Source organism: Desulfotalea psychrophila LSv54 (assembly GCF_000025945.1).
GTDB classification, from domain to species: Bacteria; Desulfobacterota; Desulfobulbia; order Desulfobulbales; family Desulfocapsaceae; genus Desulfotalea; species Desulfotalea psychrophila.
This window is the reverse complement of sequence record NC_006138.1, coordinates 3,380,454-3,399,057: the sequence shown is the minus strand read 5'-3', so window position 1 is coordinate 3,399,057 and position 18,604 is coordinate 3,380,454. Positions and strand designations below refer to the sequence as shown.

Sequence of the window (18,604 nt, the reverse complement as noted above, 5' to 3'; positions counted from 1 at the left end):
GCCTTTTTTATGTGCTTTTAAAATAGTTAGTCTCTCTGCTTCTGCCAGATATTTATCAGAATAAGGAACGACATAAGGAGGATGGAGGCGATCATAAGTCCACCCATGCCGAAGATAAGATAGACCAAACCCGTATAGTATTTAGAGAACCACCAGGAAAAAATATCCAGAAAGGCCCCACCGAAGGAGGTGAGGATAAGGGTGTTCTTTATACTATTGCTGTAGCTGGTGTAGGAGAAGATGAGGGTTAAGGTGATAAGGAACATAGCTATGCCAAACATATGGATATGCGCCTGTTTAGACATCTTCGACCAGGAGTAACCGGACTCTGTGTGGGCCAGGATCTGTTCATAGGTCTCAAGGGGTAGGGAGGGGATTGCCTGTGACATGGTGGACCCTTTACTGTGGCAGTTGACGCAATCAAGCTTTATGATTTTTGCCACCGCCTTATATGATGCATCCTCACGGCTGGCACCATCTCTGATCCACTGATCCACCAGATCAATATCTTCATCCGCTGTTACATGCTCATACATTCCCCCTCGCATGGAGGCAACCAGTTCGGGACTGCTGTACTTGCTTTTGATTTGACTGATTGTCGGTATCTTCAAGCCGGATGTTTCGCCGCTGAGCTCAAGGCTCAGGAGGATAACGGAGGAGCATGTCGCCGTTATGATAAAGAGCAAAAACAGCGAAATGGCTATCTTTGCCTGGGTATTGAGTTGTTGGATAGTCACAGGCCACCTCCTATTTAAACTGAAGCTTTATGCTTCCCTCATGGTAAACGTGGTTTATCTGGCTGTTATCAAACACGGCAATACCAAAATAGTAGGGCGTTTTCAGGTCCTTAAACTGGACATCCTGACTGGCCGACTTGGGGTGATTGGTTGTGAGGCTACGCTTAAAGACCAGGGTCCATTGACCGTTTTTATACTCCTGGCTTGTCTGGATATCTGCCGCCGAGCCGGTCATCTTCTCCACAATAATGCCGGGAACCATATCGCCTGTTTTGAAGTGGTCGACAAAGGCGGTTTTTTCGTTATCGATGAGATAGGTTCTGGTGTCGCCGGGGGTCTTGCTCATATAGGCGGGCATTGTTTTGTCTTTTGTCTGGTTGTTGGTGTAACCACCACTGGTCTTCTCATCACCATGACGACCCCAGTTTTTGTTCTTTTTGGGATCGGCCACACTGTCAACATACTGATCGTGGGAGAGGTTGAAGGGGACGCCTGTTCTTACCGATTTCCAATGCCACATGTCGATGGTCTCGTCTGCTGAGCGGGTATATTTTCTGCCTGCCGAGGTATCGGCGATGTCGTTATTCATTCCATCGACGGTGAGATGGCAGGAGATGGTACATCCCTTCTTGTCAAAACCACGGGTGTTGATGTTCCAGAAAAAACCTACCTTATCCTCGTAATAGTCGTTTTCATGGCCGGTTTGATCCTTGTTCATCAGCTGCTGCCAGGAACCATCCTTCTGCTTGATCCAGGGAAATCGGTCCAGGCTCTTGGTCGGATCATCGTACTGCATGTGTATATAGAGGTCTTTCTCATCATAAAGTGATTTGAGAACAACGTTTGTCTGGGGCATGCCCTTATAGCCTGTCGGTTTATATGGGGTTTCTGTCAGAGAAATTTTGAGTGGAGTGGCCTTGTCCCAGATGGGATTATCCGCACTGAGGCTGATTGGCTCAGATATCTTGGTGCTGTACAGGGTGTTGGGATCATCTTTGCTGCTGGTATTGCAGCCACTTAATAGTAAGGCGCAGGCAATAGCGCATGTCATGCTGGCAACACAGGGTCGTGATACTTTCATATCTATCCTCTCTTGGTTGTGGAGCTTTTCTAGGCTGGTTTATTCGCTGACTTCTAAATAATATGATATTGGCAGGCAAATAACAATGGGGTGAAATGGTCTGAGGGGGGCGCCTAAACTGCTAGTTGTTGCTTAAAGATGGAGGAGTTGCTGGAAGTCTGCAGAGAGTCTGTGCGTATTCAGTGGGGCAGGCAGTGGCATTTGGGGGGATGGTATCGGGATCAGTGGGGATTTGCCGATGGGATTTCTACAAATCTCCTAGCTCACCTGGTCTCGATACCAGCCACTGGCCAGTTTTCGTTAACAGCTTAGCTTACCAGTGGATCCTTGGGCTCTTTTTTGCTCTTTTTGGCTGCCCTCTTCTCTTTAAGGGTCATTGCCGGTACCTTCTTGCCTTCTTTGCCTTGTTTTCCTTTGCTCATTTTAGCTCCTCGTGATCATTGTTGTGGGGCAAGAGCTCTTGCTCCATATCAGTGGTGCTGGTTAATGGCCTTCAAGGCTCTCACCTTCTAGTGAGAGTCGTTATTCTTATCTTTTCCAGACTTCCTGCCCCTGCCCTGCGGAGATTTCTCTTTGCCCCCCCTGAATGTATTGTCCTTTTAGGGGGATAGATGCTGGCAGGGATCTAAGAGATCCTTTAAAAATTAACTCCTATAATGATATACCTCTAATCTCTGTAATGCCAAGATAAATCTTGCCGACTATGAGGATATCTGCCAGTGCCAACGGCGGGCCTTTCTCTGCTGTTGGGGTGGGGACTGCTTTTCTCAAAAAAGATGATTTTCTAAATGATTATTGTTCCATCCTTATTGTCATTTAAGGTGCTTAAGGAGGAAAAAAGATGAAAAATACCCTTGCCTTTATCGGAGAATTAGGGTAAAAAAGTGCATCTTCGCTGCACCAGTAGCTCAGCTGGATAGAGTACTTGACTACGAATCAAGGAGTCGCAGGTTCGAATCCTGCCTGGTGCACCATTTGTTAAAAGGTCTTACAGCAATTTGCTGTGAGACCTTTTTTTTTGCCTTCTGCTTTTAGCAAAAAGCTCTGCCTCTCCGTTCCCGGTTTCTCCGTTCCATCTCTACTCTGTGGCCTTCCTCTTTCGAGGGCTGATCCTACTCAATACAGATCCGCCTTGCAGGGCACCACCCTTCTCTTCCTTTCTTCTCTAGCTCAAATGTCTTACCGCCGAGTCGCTTCGTTTATGTGTGTTTCATTAAGCCGTTTAAGGTTTGGCCTGAAGTATTATGATATCTCGTTGTTTCTTATTTTTGTGATTAGATCAATAACATGATTATTGATGGTTTCTGCACACATAATATGACCAATAATGAAACGCGAAGCCATATAGCGTATAAGATTGATTATTGGGGTTATTTCGCGGAATGTGTGAAAGAGGTGGGTTAATAGCATAGCAAGCTTATAATGTGCCTCTTCATTACCTTTACACTCCATTGAAACATCACAACATGCGTTAAATACACGTTCTGTGTACCCATTATTTCTTGGGTTGGTCACACTAAGGCCCTTTAGTATTTCTCCATCTTCATAGGCATTTGTTAAAATTATTATAAGAATATGATGTAAGAACTGTATTGTGGCGTTGGTGTTAGGGGAAGCATTAGGATACATTCTTAATATTTCAGCTAAAAAGTAATGTGCATGTTCTTCTTTTGATTTGCTGAGCTGGATTATGTTTTCGTAAGTTATGGGGTACGGTAATCCCGCTGTGACATGTAAGTATAATCCTTTATGCAAATGCTCAATTGGCAGATTACTGTCCAGGAATGTAAAAAAATGGAGCGCATTTACAATAGGGTGCCCACAACTTTTTGATAATTGTGCAAAAATTAGGTCAATGCATAGCCAAGGAATGTTGTTTGTTATTGAAAGTTTAAGGCTGGAAAGTACTGATGGGTCTACAGCGTCCTCTATTTTCAATACTTCTGGTGGGGTATCAATCAAATTCGGGGATATTACCTCAGATTTAGTTAGTATTTGGTTGAGAGCCTTTTGTATATCGACTGTTTGTAGACGCATATCCTCAGCGGTACAGCGTAAGAGGCCCCCCTCAGGGTGAACGCCTATGGTAAGATAATCCTCACGGTTTACATCTTCTAGCCACTGTTTTATATAGAATTTTGTTTCGATAGTTATGGCAATTTTAATGTGAGAATTTATCAAATTGTCGCTTAAACCAGTCAGTGCCAGGTAGCTTGCAGAATAGACATCCAGAATGATTTGCTCTGGATTTTCCTCGCCGAACGCTGGTAAATCCTGTTTAGTAGCTGTTTTTGCTGTGAGGAGTTGGAACGCTGACTTTACTATTTCGTGGCTATTGTTGTAGAAGCCTTTTAGGAATAGTGGCATTTTGGGGTTGGCGAGGAGGGTGCTTTTGTTGCCTTGGGAGGGAGTCAGCTTTCGCTCCAAAGCCCTGAACATCTCGTTTGGGTCTTCAGGCAATGTGAATGAGTAGAAGCAGTCAGAACCATCATTGAGAGCCTCTCTTAATGACGATGCAATGTTGAATATGGCTATATAGGGTGGTTCTCGTTTGATAAGCTTAATATCCATCATGCCATGTTGTTGGGTGTCCTCTATATCCATTGCCGATAGTAGTTGTCCCAGTGGAGATGAAATATTGATCAAAGATGGGTGTGGTGCGATTTTCTCCGTGACTAACAGTTTAGTCGTGATTTTCCCATCACAGCTATATTGTAGCCCGCCATGACAGTCACCCACGGTAGGCGATGGATTGAGTTCTTCGTGGCCCTTTAAAATTATCGAAAGGTAGAAGTCTGTGAAAGGAATGGCACAATGATCGGGGTTTTTGATAAACCAGTCAATTATAAAAAACTCGGCTCTCGAAAAATCTCCTATTCTTACAATTTCAGACAGTAGCTGGTAACCTATCTCAGATGGTTGGGAGAATATTTCATCTGGAATCCGATTCACCACTTGGGAGATTAAGTCTTTGTTGCTGTCATTTTGGTTGTGAAAATAAATAAGAAGAGACCAACTGTAACGTGATGTGTTTGAATATACTAATGCTTTTTCTGCGGCATTGATGGCATCTTTATAGTTGTGGCCATGGCCAAGTTGACGTGCTTTTATTTGCCAAATAACGTCATCCCAGTCATTTATATCAATTTTTTCCAAAATTGAATTCAGTGACATCATTTTCTGGCTGTAAAGTAGGGCATTGAGATAACATTGAAGAATGGGTGAGGCCCAGATATCACTGCTAGGAATGTGCGGTTTTAGTAACTCGCATGCAGCAGGAAAAATTTCTAGATTGAAGAGTTTCTCAGCTAGAGAGAGCGCGTTTCGAGGATCTAAGCTGCCCAAGTCAGCTTGATGTTTATTGGTGAACTCATCAGCCGCCTCTTGGAGTTCTGCAACTGCTTTCTTGGTGTCCTTGCATGCCATCGTTTTTAGTTCAAGCAGGGCAACGTCACTTACAAGCTGATTCGTATTTGATATGGCTCCACCGGAGCCAAGCCATTTTTGGATGGTGTCTTGATCTCCAATGTTACTTAGTAGAAAGGAGTCTTCTGCAGAGATGTTTGTTGATTTCGTTATTTCGTTTATGGTGTCACTTTTGAATGCTGGATCTTCTTGAGCTTTGGCTATTTTGCCTGATATCCCTCCTGTGGTTCTTCTTTTTCGCTCATATATACGGCGAATTTCAGATGCGATATCAGGTGATTGTGCTTCTACCTTAGAAATGAAATCCCAACAAACGTCTGCCAGTGGTTGGTATTCACCCAAAACGTGGTTAAGTAATGATGTGGCTATGTTGACTACTCTAGTGTCGTTACCCTTGCAGTTGTTCATTAGACAAACGGTTTCGTCGCATAGGTTAAGTAGGTTTCTGCGACTACTTGCAGTTATGCTCCAATAATGTCTAGCTTCGCTAGATTCGGAGATTGTTTTATTAAATAGACATATCTTTGTGAAAAGGATAAGCGTTTTGCTGTTAAGGTCTGGCAAAATAGAGTGTAGGAGTTTTGCTATTTCCAGAGCTTCATCAGGAGCTTCTAGCCTTAGTGCTCCACGTACTAAACCACACAACTCAATCTCAGTAAGTTGCAATCTTTGTTCATTGAAAACGCTCTTTATTTCATCAAGGTTTGCTATGAGGGCATAATATGCTTCATTGGTGTATATCCCTTGTCTCTTTTTTGCGGTATATCGTGTATGAGCATCAAGGTGGTTGTCATGTTTGGCATCAAGTTGGATTTGTGCAGAGATAGCAATATCTCGACAGAATTGATCTGGATCTGTTGCGAGGTAGGAGTTTAATAGCTGGTAACTATCTGCTGGAGGGTTATCTTCAGTCAACTTAACCAAAAGCTGAATGATGTTAAGTAGGGCGATGGTATCTGTATCTAGGCTTGATGTGGAGTTTATGGTGGTTAGCTTTTCTTTCGCTTGTTCTAGTTGACGGTGTCGTAAACTTGTTAGTACAGAGTGGATGGGAGTTAGGAGGGCCTTGGGAGAGATAGCCCGGTTGATGATCTTGTCTCTAACATTGTCTCCTTGGCCATAATGATATTGAGAAATGGGTTCCGTCATGCTGTTACTCATCAGTTATTAATAACTTTATTTCCAGCTATATTGTCTCCAGTACCAGAGTGTGTTTGTGTAATCGTAGTTTGATTGATAGGTTTTATCTCTTTTAAGATCTTTGTAATTTCGTCTGAGCTGGTTAATTTCTTGGCAATGGCAGATTCACTCATTTCATCTGATAGCTGTAGCTTTGCCAGTTCAGCCTCAATGTTGCTGGCCATATTGTCGTCGATCAACCAATCTTGTAGTTTTTTCTTTATATTATCAGATGCTAAACCAGCTCCACACTTGAGCATGTCATACAAAACACCAGAAAAGACCGTGGCGGTAAGAAATTCCACTTGAAGACTCCTTAATAATTAAGTTGTACATAAATTCATTTATGACTTTAAAACTATCTCAGTATACATCAGTAACTGTTTAAAACAACGCGAAGTTTTTTTGCTCATCACCGTTAGCCTGTCAATGGGGGGAAGACCAAGCTATCAGCTTTAGCAGTGGAGCGTAGCGGGATGGCGAGCTGTCAGTAAGGGCAAAGCAGGGATCTTGATCCTACGACATAAAAAAAGACTGTCTACCCTCGCAGATAGGCCGTCTACCCAAGTTTTGGGCCTCTGTATGGATGTAGATTGGCCATCTCCTCAAGGTTTTGCCCTGTCTGCATCTGTATATTGTGTTTCCTCGGTGTTTGAGCCTTTATACATTTGCATATTGTCTCTTTCATCGGTGTTTGAGGCTTTATACATCTGTATATTGCTCGTCTCCTCGGTGTTTGGGGCTTTATACATTTGTATATTGTCCGTTTCTTCGGTGTTTGGGGCTTTATACATTTGTATATTGTCTGTTTCTTCGGTGTTTGAGGCTTTATACATCTGTATATTGCTCGTCTCCTCGGTGTTTCAGGCTTTCTCCATCTGTAGACGACCTCCTTTCCCCTTTGCCCCTTGCCCATCCCTTTATTGCCTCGCTGAAGCTTATGGCTTGGCAGATACTTAGGTAAGGCCATGCATCTTGGTGAGAATCTTTGGTGGCATGGGCTGGGGTGCTTGACAAAGTTACTCTTTGCCCCTTAACTCAAGAAGAGATGTAGCTGATGTGCTTTGGTAGCACATATGTTTTCAGAGTTTTTTTGTCTTTTAATTCAAATTGGAGGCTGTAGTGATGGCAACAATTAGCAAAGTTAGAGAATCCAGTAGAAACGCAGATATTAACAACCTGGCAACACGTATCCTCAAAGAGTTTAGCAAAAATGACTGGAGCAGTGATACCTACCTCAGCCCTATTTTAACAGAACTCACCACCCTCGATGATGATTTCACCCTGGCCCTTAATCGCCTGGAGGCCTATTCGCAACTAGCAGAAAAAGATGAGGTGCGGGACGAGGCAATACGCGCACTGTTTTACCTGGTGGATGGCTACACCTACATCCCTCTCCCCAAAATGAAGGAGGCTGCAGCGGTGATAGATGCGGTGCTCAGTCAATATGGTATGGGAATTCAGAGAGAGGATTACAGTGCCGAGTCTGCCAGGATCAACTCTCTGCTGACTGATCTGGCAGAACCGGATATTGTTAAGGCTATTGCCAATCTCAAAGGGATGGACGATTCGATCAGCATCCTGGCCACGGCCCAAGAGGAGTTTGAAAACATCGCCATGTCCCAGGGAGAGCTGATTGCTGGCAAGGAGAGTCTCGCCTCGGCCACAAGATTAAAAGCTGAGGTAATCCAGATTACTAATGGTAGCCTTATTGAGTATATGAATGTTATGAGCAAGGTCAAGCCGGAAACATTTGCCAGCATTAGCGCCGATATTGCTCAGTTTGTTAAACAAAATAATGAGCTGGCCAAGCGCAGAACCGGCAAGAAGCCAGACGAGGAAAAGGCAGAGGCAGAGTAGATTACCGCTGATACGGTTGAGTCGTGGAGGTGATATCGCCTCCGCGTCTCATGGCACAACACAGTAGGATAAGATCGTGGATCGCTATCCTTTTACGATCTATCCTTGTTCGTTAGTTTTTTCACCTACCGCCCGATTTTATTCATAGCCTCCATATAATCGTCTAAGCCTCCCATGGCACTTATCATTCTGAACGGATTGTGTTGAGCAGCAACTTTTCTATGGGATTCAGTGATCGCACACCACGGACAAAGCTTGTTGTCGTTAACTAGAGGTTCAGAACAACTACTGCAATTGTTAGTTGATAAAACTAATTGCTTGTCTTCGAAAATAAAAATTTCGTTATTCTGGGCTTTAATGTAGGGTTTTGGATGGCTTTTACCAATAACAAGTTCATACCATTTCATGTCCGCTATTGAGGATATATCACATGAGTGTTGAATCTTATCCGTTGGATATTTAGGACCTGCAATAAATGCGGTAACAAATTCCAATGGTATAAATAAAATATCATCGCCAGCTACATTTTCAGTGATCTTGGTCATATCAACGAATCGACATTCTTGTTCGTATGCCCATTGATCATATTTAGAGAAATATGATTCAACGAAAACAGCTTCCTGTAGTGCGTATGAATGACGAGGCTTCAGTGTACCAGCAGCTCTAGCTAGTATTTCCTTTAAGTTTTCAAGAGGAGCTTTACGATAAGATACGTTCCAGAGCGGATTTCCTTCAAAGTGTTTTTGTAAGCCCTCAAGGTCAAATTCGAGTACAAAGCCAGAGTGATTATTCGCGTAGTGAGCCCACATTGGTGAAACGATAGGAGAATAAGAGAAGCATGTCGTTGGGTTTTGAGGAATCCCACTGACTATGTCGTAATAAAATGCGAGATGCTCTGGTGGAATAGACAAATCCATCCCTAAGAAAAGTTCATACGGGTCATTGTAGTCTTGTGGCAATGAACATTTAACACCACAATATCCTTTTTTGCGAAAAACCAAATCAAGAACATCGTACCTAAAATACTTATAAATTTTTTCCATTCTTCTTAGCCCTTTAATCGCTGAACTGCGAGTAACATCTGGAAAAGCTACTTTTATCCTTTTCATCTTAATCTTTCTATCAACTCTTCCCACATTCAAGTGCTACAACAGAAAAATAACGACTCCGAATGAGCCACGAGGTTGTTTTTGTGGTTTAGGCGCCGCGTAGCTTCTGTGGTTTACAGGGAAATGCTAATTTCCTGACGCCTCTTTTAACTGCATTTGTTTGTAATACTAAAGGGCTATGGCTTATTCAAGGGGAAGGTTATTGGTTGAGCTTGTTTTTCCGTTTTTTCTAGCATCTAGTATCTAGTATCTAGCATCTGTTTTCTCTGCTTTTTAATTAATTCCCTCTGTGTCCTCATTGTCCTCTGTGGTTAACTTGTTTTTCCGCTTTTTCTAGCATCTAGTATCTAGCATCTCGTATCTGCTTTTCCTGTTTCTTGATCTGTTTTCTCTGCTTTTTAATTAATTCCCTCTGTGTCCTCATAAGCAGTGGTTAACTTTTTTTTTCGCTTTTTCTAGTATCTAGTATCTCTTGTTCGCTTCTATGTGTCCAACAGGGCCATGTTGAAATAGATGATTCACTGAAGCTAATCTGCTTGGCAGAGATATTAAATTGATTAATATCTCCTTGGGGTCTATGATAGGAAAATGTATAGTAAATAAACGAGTACAAAGAGATAGGCTACATTGCCATAATATGGATGTAGTCTTTTAATATTAGGGGATGTCTCTGAAAAGTACGATTGCCAGAAAGCTTTCATGGTGGCCAAATTGTGGAGACAGTTGCTCTCTTACACCTCTGCAATTCTCTGCCAAAAGTGCAGTATGATTTGTCGTGCGAATACACCAATTACGGGAGATTTTCATGTTAACACTGAAGCAACTTGCCCTCTCAACCGGATTACTAACCTTCGCCACTCTAACCCTTGCCAACGGAGCCTGTGCTGAAGGGTTCAATCAATTTGTTGGAGTTGGCGATAGTAATCTGGACAGTGGTTATTTTCGTTATCATTCGACGGGAATTCCTGATAATGATGTTGCCATCGTTGCCGCCGTTGCTCAAGGAGCCAAAGGTGGCTTTGCAGGAAACGGGCTGATGTCTACCACCATACTGGCAGGAAAGTTTGGCTTGAGCGCCGCACCGATTGGTGGCGGAGGAACCAACTATGCTATTGGTCACTCCTATGCGGCGATCGAGGTGAGCGTGCTCGTCTCCGCTGTTCAGCAGATGAAGAACTACCTCAACTCGGTTAATGGTGTGGCCAACCCCAACGCGCTCTATGTTATCAAATCCGGCGACAACGATCTGATTAAGGTTCAGGATGAGTTGGATAAGGACCCAACATGGCTTGACACCCGCTCCACTTATCTGAGTGATCAGGCAGTGGCTCTGGCATCGGAAATCAAAGTTCTGCAATCAGCAGGTGCTCGCACTATTATCGTACCGAATTCCAGCTATTATGCCTGGTCTGCAGTTTTGGGAGGAGAGCTGGCTCCTGAGAATATTGCTGGATACCAACGTTCGCTCGATTATGAAACAACTCTCTGGTCCTTGCTGGAGACGAAGGGGGTTAACTTTATTCCCGCCGATATGAACAGTGTCATAAAGTACGTAGTGAAAAATCCCACCCTTTTTGGATTTACCGAAGCTTCAGTGGTGCCTAAAGCCTCAACTGTCCCTAGTGCCCTGATCGCCATTCTTACCCCGGCTGCTCAGCAGGACGATCTGTACATCGATCAAGCGCACTTAACCACAGCGGGGCAAACCATCGTGGCCGATTATGAGTACAGTCTGCTCGTTGCACCTAGTCAAATGTCACTGATCACCGAAGGCGGGGTGCAGGGTGGGTTAGCGCGCACAGCCACTATTCAACGTCAGATTGACCTCTCGGAGCAACATCGCGGCCCAAACGGTATCAATGTCTGGACCAGTGCTGGCGCCAACTATCGAGAAATTGATAATAACGCGGGCTTTGCCACAGCTTCCGGTACCCCTATTAATGGCTCGATAGGCGTGGATTATCAAACGTCCAGTGGTCTCATCGTGGGTGCAGCGATTACAGCCAGTGACCAGAAACAAGATTTTTCTACTGGTGGCCATTACGATCAAACGGACGAGGCAATAAGCCTCTATACTGCTTTCAAGGCCGGTTCGGTTTGGGCTAATGCCGTGGCAACATACGGTGCGTTTCAAAACGACATATCTCGCCCGGTACAATTAGGTATCTTTACCGATGTAAACAGTTCTGATCCCGACGGTCAGTCTCTGGCCTTTGCTCTGAGTATGGGCAACGATTTTGAGTTTGGCTCTGTCACCACCGGCCCTGTCATAGGCTTGGTATTACAAAGAGTTAAACTTAACAGTTTCACTGAAACCGGTACCACCGGTCTTACGGCTCTCTCTTTTGCAGATATTAAGCGCTATTCCGCGGTCAGTCAGCTTGGTTGGAGCGTGTCGATGGATGTGGATGCATGGCGACCTTTTGCCGAAGCAAAATGGAACCACGAATGGTCTGAACGGGATGATACGGTAACAGCCTCAATCACCACGGCTGACGCTCCTTCCTACTCCATGGACGCCGTCCCCGCAGCCAGCGATTGGGCCACCATCTCAGTAGGCACTTCCTATAAACTCAATTCACGGGTAATGCTTCAAGGCTCGTTTTCGGTTTTGGCCTTTGCTTCCGAGGTAACAAGTTATGGGGGCGAGTTGGGTTTGAGCATCAGCTTTTAGGGCAGAGGTGATCATGCCCCCTTGTCAAGGAGCTGAGCAGCGGAGAGAGATCCCAGGGAAATAGAGTTTGAGCTGTTTGAGCTAGCCCTCTTAAACTCTCGTGGGGCTCCTTTCTTTTGCGTAAAAGAGATGAATATGCTCATTTTGTCGGTGCTATCCCTCTCTCATGCTTGGCCTCCTGCCCACCACCATCAGCCAGCTACGCTGTTGTTTTTCCGCTTTTCCGCTTTTTCTAGCATCTCGTATCTGCTTTTCCTGTTTTTTGCTCCGCTTTACTGTTGTTTTTAAATTAATTCCCTCTGTGTCCTCATAAGCAGTGGTTAACTTTTTTTCCGCTTTTTCTAGTATCTCGTATCTGCTTTTCCTGTTTCTTGCTCCGCTTTACTGTTGTTTTTAAATTAATTCCCTCTGTGTGCTCATAAGCAGTGGTTAACTTTTTTTTTCGCTTTTTCTAGTATCTGTGTTCTCGGTTCCAGTGGTTAACGTTTTTTATTGGGACACTATAGGGCCAGCGTGGGGAGGAGAAATGCAACAGCGGGAGTCAGACCAGAAACTCCCGCTGCAAGGTGAGCCATTAGATTTTAAACTTGTCTACCATCTCTTTCAGATTTTCTGAGATTCGTGAGAGCTCTTGAGCGCTCTCATTTACCTGGCCACTGCCGGTGGACATTTCGTTCATTGCTCCGCTAATATCTCTTATATCTCTAGTAATTCCGTCGGTAACGCCTGAACTTTGGTTGATGTTTTCGTTAACCTCGCTAATCCCGTCCGATGCCTGAGCCACATTGCCAGCAATCTCATTGGTTGCAGAAGCTTGTTGCTCAACAGCAGTAGCGATACCGTTTATCACACTGTTGACCTCTTTTATGATATCGGAAATTTCATTAATCTGAGTTACTGTTGTTGAAGTTGTTCCCTGAATCCCTTCGATATCCACCTTAATATCCTGGGTGGCATTTGCGGTGAGATTTGCCAGTTCCTTGATTTCGTTGGCGACAACAGCAAAACCTTTCCCAGATTCACCTGCCCGGGCGGCTTCAATAGTAGCGTTCAATGCCAGCAAATTGACCTGCTCGGAAATGTCAGTGATAGTTTCAACTACCCTACCGATTGAATTTACGGCCATTCGCAATTGATCCATATTGTCAGATGCACTGGAAGACTTGTCTAATGCCTGATCAGAGATAGTCCGTGCCTTACCCGCATTCTCGGCAATTTCACCTATGGTGGAAGACATCTCCTCGGAGGCAGTGGCGATCATATTGATGTTTGTGGCGGATTCTTCCATTGCAGCAGCAACTGAGTTCATGTTGGTGCTCATCTCCTCCGAGGCCGTTGCCACACCATTGGATCTTTCTGTAATGTTTGAGACATTTTGACTCATCTGAGTTGATATGGCTGAAAGTTCTGTGGCGGATGAAGACATGGTGTTAACACCAGTAGCAATTCCACTGAACATCGTTCTCAGATTACCCGCCATCTGTTCCATATCATTGTAAACGCCCGTGGCCCCAGCTGGTCCTGAGTCTTTAAAATCTATAACAAGATTCCCTTCAGAGATGCTGTGGGCAACGCTGGCTATTTCAGAAGGATCTCCACCAAGTTGGGCAAGTACACTTCGGGTAATGAAGAATACCAGCATTATGCCAATAATTATGGCAAGAGCACTGAACAATAAAATAGTGGTTGCAGCCCGTTGGTTTGAGGCTTGCATGCGTGGCCCAATCTCATCCTGTACAGCCTTTATGGAAAGCTTGACCTCCTCAAGATTGTTCGCAATAGCCGGGCCCATTACATCAAGCTGTTCGGCGATTATTGTGTTTCTTGCAAAGATAAATGCAACCATCCTATCGAATGATTTTGTATAAATATTTTTTGATTTAACGATCTTTGCCAGCAGTTCCCGGCGGGTGGGATTTTCTAATTCCGCAGAAAGAATATCCAGATATTTCTCCATTTTCTGAAATTCCTCATGAACGCGATGAACAGTTCCTTGCTCATTTGTATCGAGAAACTTTGCCATATAGACGCGGCCCAGAAGCAGATGTTTCATAGCCAGGCCACTGTTGAATGCCGCGGTCGTATTCCCGTTTTCTTCTGCCGACACCATAATGTCTGTCAACGAGTTTTCCATAATCGGCCCATTGACATTAAGTACATTGTTTACCAATTGATCGCGTTTGGCCTTTAGTGCTATAACTTTTACAAAATATTTTTGGTAAAGCCCTTGATTTTCGTCAACTTTATCGATTTTAGCTGCCCGGCTAGTCTCATTGATCTCAACCTGGGCCTCTTCGATAAAACCTTCCGCCTTTTCAATATATTCTTCGAATTGCCTTACGTCCTTGTCACTACCGTTAATGATAAAGTCTTTAACGTTCATTCGCACCATTAACATGTTGGCTTGGAGACGTCCGGCCAGATTAGCATCCCGAGCCATTTTTCGGTATTCGCCAAACCCTTTAGAGGCACCATTTAGTGCCATATAACCTACCAGTGAAACCACCACTAACAATCCAAGTATCGTCGTAAAACCTGCTATAAGTTTGGTTCGTAATGCCATGTCGCCTAAGCTCATATCTTCTTTTCCTTTGTTTTTTCAATAAACGTATACTACTTAAAAATTGCCATTTGATGATTTCCGTCGGCCTTGATAGCAGTGGCCCTTACCAGCTTGACCTTGTGTTTGCGGAGGCCAATTTATCACGAATGAACTGCTTGTAGCGATACATCGCCGTTTCAGCAAGAGACCTTTGCTGGAACCCTGTGCTTTCCTGCCATCTTTTTTTCAGTGCTTTTACAGCATCATTTCGTGGGTATCTATCCTCCCACATGGCACCATTTTCGCGTGGCGGTGTAGTCGTAACTGACCCTTTTCTCTTGGCCATGTCCTGGCAATCCTTCATCTCCTGTTCTATCAGCCAATATTTGTTCAAGGTGACGACGAAGAGGATTGGTCTGGTTGCTTCAGTGCTCCATTATGCTCCGGTCAATTTTTGATTTTCTTCTTGCTGCTTGCCATGACTCCGCCAACTTTTTCTGAATGTGTAGGAGGACATAATCGAGTAAAGCCAGTAAGTTCTATCTGGGCAACAAGGTCGTTGCTAGTGTATTTTACTTGTTGAATAACAAAAAGACAGAGCGGCGTCAAGCAGGAGTCAAGGGAAAAGTTAGGACGGGGCAGGTTTTGGTTGTAACTGTTGAATATTTTGCTAAAGGGTGACTCTGCTTTCACTTATTTATTCAGGAAAAATCAAATAGTTGCTGTTGCTAATAGGTGCGCCTGTTGCTTGTGGGGGTGAGAGGTCAGTTGTGAATTCCTTGACAGCTATCTCTTTGCTTTGTATCTTTTTTCCGCTCTTTATCTCTGCCTTAAGGTAGAGGACAAAAGTTCGCCCTGTAGCAATTGGTATCCCCCTTGGGGATTTAACGGAAGACGATCACCTATACTCTGGACGAGGAAGTTTTTAATGAAAAAAATAGCTATTCTTATGACCCTTGCTGCCCTGCTTTTAGTTGCCACTGGTGCCTCTGCCTATGATCATGTTTGCTATGCTGATTGTTGGAGAGCCTGTACCGAATCTGGTGCTAGTTCAAGCCAGTGCGGATACAGCTGCAAACAGCAGTGTGGTGCCTATTAGTAGAGTAAATATGGCAGGCTTTGTTTGAGCTCTGCTATCCCGGGGAGTTTGAATTTAAGTAAAGCTCCCCCCTTTTGCTCTTCTCAGTTTTTTTCTCTTTTCTCCACCTCTGCTTTTCACCACTTCGCTCTACTACTATTTTTTGCTCTTTCTCGTATCTTTTTTCCTGTTTTTCTCTAGTATTTGTCTTTTCTGTTTTTTAAATTGATTTCCTCTGTGTTCTCAGTGCCCTCTGTGGTTAACTTTTTTTGTTTGCTTTTAACTGTCAGCTTATAGCTGTAGTTCTCTGCTAGCTGTGTTTATCTTCACTTAATAGCTAGAATAACTTGAGAAAAAGATGGTTTTCTGTTAGGTAAATAGGGGGCCTCTCTGTGTTGTGTAGTCGGGCCTTAAGAATATAACTCCGAGCTAAAAGGCCTTCGGTTTCTGCATGGATCATGGTCTGCAGCCGTTAGGGTTGTACTGGAAACGGTTCAGCCTTCCACCACTTGAAAAGGAGTCTGTATGAATGTCTCACCGGGGCCCAGTTCCCCGCAGTCTAAGTTGGTTGATACGCATGGCCGTTCAATTACTTATCTTAGGCTTTCCATAACCGATCGTTGTAACCTCCGTTGTCGTTACTGTATGCCGGAAGAGGGTGTCCAGTTCCTTGATCACTCTGAAATTCTCTCCTATCAGGAACTCCTCCGTATCAGCCGTATTTTTGTCGGATTCGGGGTGAATAAAATTAGGATAACCGGTGGAGAACCCTTTGTTCGCCGGGACTGTGTTGATTTTATGCAGGCCCTGATGGAGCAAACAGCGCATTTGGACCTGCGGGTCACCACCAATGGCATTGCCCTCTCCCCACATCTTGGCCGCCTAAAAGAGATGGGGCTTGGGGGAATAAACCTCAGTCTTGATACCCTTGATCCCCTTCGCTTCAGCCAGATTACCCGCCGAGACGGTTTAACGAAGGTGCTTGCCGTTTTTCATCAGATCCTCTCTTTGGGGATTCCTCTCAAGGTAAATACCGTGGTCATGGAGGATACCAGTGATGAGGAGTTACGGCAGATGGCGGCATTAACTGAAGATAATCCCATTCAACTGCGATTTATCGAGCTGATGCCCTTTTCCGGTAAGGAGAGTGGGGAAATTAAGAAGGCCCTGTCGCTTGAGGATCGTCTCGTCAGACTTTTTCCAGAGCTTACGGAGATCTCTTCTGCCCAGATAGAGACGGCACGGAAATTTTCCCTGCCCGGATATAGGGGGAATCTCGGCCTTATTGAAGGAGAATCGCGTAAGTTTTGTGCCCACTGTAATAAGGTTCGAATCACCTCCTGCGGTATGTTGAAGAACTGTCTCTATGATAGTGGCGTGCTTGATCTGCGGGCCCTGCTCAGAAATGGGGCAGATGATGTCGAGGTGGCGGAGAGAATTCAGCAGGCTGTCCTCGGCAAGTTGAAAGATGGGCATGTAACGGCTGAGTTGCAGGATAAAATATGTGAAGATTCAATGGCGACCATTGGGGGTTGATATGATTTCTGTACCTGAAGCACTGTCGATTTTAGAGAAGAACCTACCTGAACCAAGAAAAGTACAGGTGTCACTTGAGGAGGCCTTTGCCCGTCGCCTGGCCGAAGATATCGCGGCTCCCGAGGCCTCGCCTCGCTATACAAGTTCTGCCATGGATGGTTTTGCCGTTCGTTGGCAGGATCTTGGCGGGGGAAAGGATCCGGTCTCCTTAGCTATTGTTGGCGAATCTCAGGCGGGGGCACCCTGCGGACGAGTTGTCCAGGAGGGGCAGGCCGTTCGGATCAGTACCGGAGCCATGCTTGCCCAGGGTGTTGATACGGTTATTCGCGTTGAAGATACTGAAGAAAATGGTAGCAGGGTTATCATTAAAAAATGCAAGTGTCAGGGCCAGGATGTTCGCTATGCGGGGGAGGAATTTAAACAGGGAGAATCTCTTCTCTGTCGGGGCCAGGAGCTGAAATCTCGTCAGATCGCCCTGCTCTCAGCCGTTGGTTTTGATTTTGTCCCGGTATATGCGGCCCCCAGGGTATCCCTCTTCACCACCGGGACTGAACTGGCCCACTTTGCTGATAAAGATATAAAGTCATATCAGATTCGCGATTCAAATGCGCCGATGTTAAAGGGCAGCATTCGGGAAGCGGGTGCTGTGGTTGCTGAATGTCTGCATGTGTTGGATGATTTATCCTCTACCGTAGAGTCAATTGAGGGGGCAAAGCAGGACAGTGATATTATTATCTGTTCAGGTGGTGTTTCCGTGGGGCAACATGATCATGTCAAGGAGGCGGCTGAGCTGGCGGGCTTCACCCAACTCTTCTGGCAGATCAGGCAGAAACCAGGAAAGCCGCTCTATGTTGGCAAACGAGGTAAGACCCTGCTCTTTGGTCTGCCCGGTAATCCCGTATCGGCCTTTATGTGTTTTCAAAACTTTGTTCTGCCCACCCTTGCCGCCCTGCAGGGCCTTGAGCATATTCATGAGGGCTTTTCTGCCCGGGCGGAGAAGACCATTGCCAATAAGGGCAAGAGGACAAACTTTATTCGTGTTGCTATCACCAATAAACAGCATGAGGAGCCCACCTTTAAACCGATCGACCAACAGGGATCGCATATGATCACCTCCATAGTTAAGGCCGATGGCTATATAGCCATGGAACCCGGGGTGACTCTCAATCCTGGTGATCTCACCGATGTATTTGCCTTTGCCTAGAATTTGCTGAGAATTTGCCTGGAGGATTAGGGTCTTGCCCCGCAGTTTTCTGTAATGGAACTGTGGGGTTTTTTGTTTGTAGTCCCTGGCTTTTCTGGTAGGCAGGGGCTGGCGGGGCTGGTGGCACCGGGGCAAAAAGAAATTGCCTCTGCCCACTTAATCGGCTAGCTTTATGTTG

General features: G+C 44.9%; 12 protein-coding genes, 1 tRNA gene and 1 riboswitch. Of the genes, 6 read left to right on the top strand and 7 right to left on the bottom strand.

Going from position 1 to position 18,604, the window contains the following annotated elements; translation table 11 throughout:
- Positions 1 to 26 precede the first annotated feature (26 nt).
- Both DP_RS15200 and DP_RS15195 read right to left on the bottom strand, forming a co-directional pair.
- Positions 27 to 737 (bottom strand): hypothetical protein, encoded by a 711-nt coding sequence (locus DP_RS15200; protein WP_011190243.1) that lies wholly within the window; start codon positions 735 to 737, stop codon positions 27 to 29.
- A 10-nt stretch (positions 738 to 747) separates the two neighbouring features.
- The gene (locus DP_RS15195; RefSeq protein WP_011190242.1) at positions 748 to 1,818 is read right to left on the bottom strand and encodes an ethylbenzene dehydrogenase-related protein; all 1,071 of its coding nucleotides are present in this window, start codon (positions 1,816 to 1,818) and stop codon (positions 748 to 750) included.
- A gap of 897 nt (positions 1,819 to 2,715) precedes the next feature.
- On the opposite strand from DP_RS15195, the gene DP_RS15190 reads away from it, so the two are divergent.
- Positions 2,716 to 2,792: transfer RNA gene (locus DP_RS15190), tRNA-Arg, on the top strand.
- Positions 2,793 to 3,060: 268 nt separating this feature from the next.
- Here the strand turns inward: DP_RS15190 and gapS6b are convergent.
- Positions 3,061 to 6,393, bottom strand: coding sequence for a GapS6b family protein (gapS6b, locus tag DP_RS15185; RefSeq protein ID WP_156792330.1), 3,333 nt, complete (start codon positions 6,391 to 6,393; stop codon positions 3,061 to 3,063).
- Between the two features lie 11 nt (positions 6,394 to 6,404).
- Positions 6,405 to 6,728 (bottom strand): GapS6a family protein, encoded by a 324-nt coding sequence (gene gapS6a, locus DP_RS15180; RefSeq protein WP_011190239.1) that lies wholly within the window; start codon positions 6,726 to 6,728, stop codon positions 6,405 to 6,407.
- Between the two features lie 820 nt (positions 6,729 to 7,548).
- Here gapS6a and DP_RS15170 point away from each other — a divergent pair.
- Positions 7,549 to 8,283: a DUF6261 family protein gene (locus DP_RS15170; protein WP_041278100.1), complete on the top strand. Its 735-nt coding sequence runs from the start codon at positions 7,549 to 7,551 to the stop codon at positions 8,281 to 8,283.
- A gap of 125 nt (positions 8,284 to 8,408) precedes the next feature.
- Here DP_RS15170 and DP_RS15165 read toward each other — a convergent pair whose 3' ends face one another.
- A complete protein-coding gene (locus tag DP_RS15165) occupies positions 8,409 to 9,392 on the bottom strand; it encodes a DUF2971 domain-containing protein (protein ID WP_198408689.1) in 984 nt (327 codons plus the stop codon).
- Positions 9,393 to 10,197: 805 nt separating this feature from the next.
- Here DP_RS15165 and DP_RS15160 point away from each other — a divergent pair.
- The gene (locus DP_RS15160) at positions 10,198 to 12,066 is read left to right on the top strand and encodes an autotransporter outer membrane beta-barrel domain-containing protein (protein ID WP_041278099.1); all 1,869 of its coding nucleotides are present in this window, start codon (positions 10,198 to 10,200) and stop codon (positions 12,064 to 12,066) included.
- Positions 12,067 to 12,640: 574 nt separating this feature from the next.
- On the opposite strand, the gene DP_RS17160 is transcribed toward DP_RS15160, so the two are convergent.
- Both DP_RS17160 and DP_RS15150 read right to left on the bottom strand, forming a co-directional pair.
- A complete protein-coding gene (locus DP_RS17160) occupies positions 12,641 to 14,644 on the bottom strand; it encodes a methyl-accepting chemotaxis protein (protein WP_011190234.1) in 2,004 nt (667 codons plus the stop codon).
- An 88-nt stretch (positions 14,645 to 14,732) separates the two neighbouring features.
- The gene (locus DP_RS15150) at positions 14,733 to 14,972 is read right to left on the bottom strand and encodes a hypothetical protein (protein ID WP_049785129.1); all 240 of its coding nucleotides are present in this window, start codon (positions 14,970 to 14,972) and stop codon (positions 14,733 to 14,735) included.
- Positions 14,973 to 15,536: 564 nt separating this feature from the next.
- Here DP_RS15150 and DP_RS18100 point away from each other — a divergent pair.
- The 3 genes from DP_RS18100 (at position 15,537) to DP_RS15140 (ending at position 18,426) form a co-directional block, all read left to right on the top strand.
- Positions 15,537 to 15,707 carry a hypothetical protein gene (locus DP_RS18100; protein ID WP_156792328.1) on the top strand — a complete coding sequence of 57 codons (171 nt, stop codon included), beginning with the start codon at positions 15,537 to 15,539 and terminating at the stop codon, positions 15,705 to 15,707.
- 389 nt (positions 15,708 to 16,096) lie between these two features.
- A riboswitch (molybdenum cofactor riboswitch) is annotated at positions 16,097 to 16,222 on the top strand.
- Positions 16,212 to 17,222 carry a GTP 3',8-cyclase MoaA gene (gene moaA, locus DP_RS15145; protein ID WP_011190232.1) on the top strand — a complete coding sequence of 337 codons (1,011 nt, stop codon included), beginning with the start codon at positions 16,212 to 16,214 and terminating at the stop codon, positions 17,220 to 17,222. It overlaps the preceding riboswitch by 11 nt.
- The gene (locus DP_RS15140; protein ID WP_011190231.1) at positions 17,191 to 18,426 is read left to right on the top strand and encodes a molybdopterin molybdotransferase MoeA; all 1,236 of its coding nucleotides are present in this window, start codon (positions 17,191 to 17,193) and stop codon (positions 18,424 to 18,426) included. The genes moaA and DP_RS15140 overlap by 32 nt, the downstream gene beginning before the upstream one ends.
- The last annotated feature ends 178 nt before the right edge of the window (positions 18,427 to 18,604 follow it).

Coding starts and splice junctions, on each gene's coding strand:
- gapS6b (WP_156792330.1), bottom strand. CDS start 6,393: ATGACGGAACCCATTTCTCAATATCATTATGGCCAAGGAGACAATGTT.
- DP_RS15165 (WP_198408689.1), bottom strand. CDS start 9,392: ATGAAAAGGATAAAAGTAGCTTTTCCAGATGTTACTCGCAGTTCAGCG.
- DP_RS15195 (WP_011190242.1), bottom strand. CDS start 1,818: ATGAAAGTATCACGACCCTGTGTTGCCAGCATGACATGCGCTATTGCC.
- DP_RS15150 (WP_049785129.1), bottom strand. CDS start 14,972: ATGAAGGATTGCCAGGACATGGCCAAGAGAAAAGGGTCAGTTACGACT.
- DP_RS15170 (WP_041278100.1), top strand. CDS start 7,549: ATGGCAACAATTAGCAAAGTTAGAGAATCCAGTAGAAACGCAGATATT.
- DP_RS17160 (WP_011190234.1), bottom strand. CDS start 14,644: ATGAGCTTAGGCGACATGGCATTACGAACCAAACTTATAGCAGGTTTT.
- DP_RS15160 (WP_041278099.1), top strand. CDS start 10,198: ATGTTAACACTGAAGCAACTTGCCCTCTCAACCGGATTACTAACCTTC.
- DP_RS18100 (WP_156792328.1), top strand. CDS start 15,537: ATGAAAAAAATAGCTATTCTTATGACCCTTGCTGCCCTGCTTTTAGTT.
- moaA (WP_011190232.1), top strand. CDS start 16,212: ATGAATGTCTCACCGGGGCCCAGTTCCCCGCAGTCTAAGTTGGTTGAT.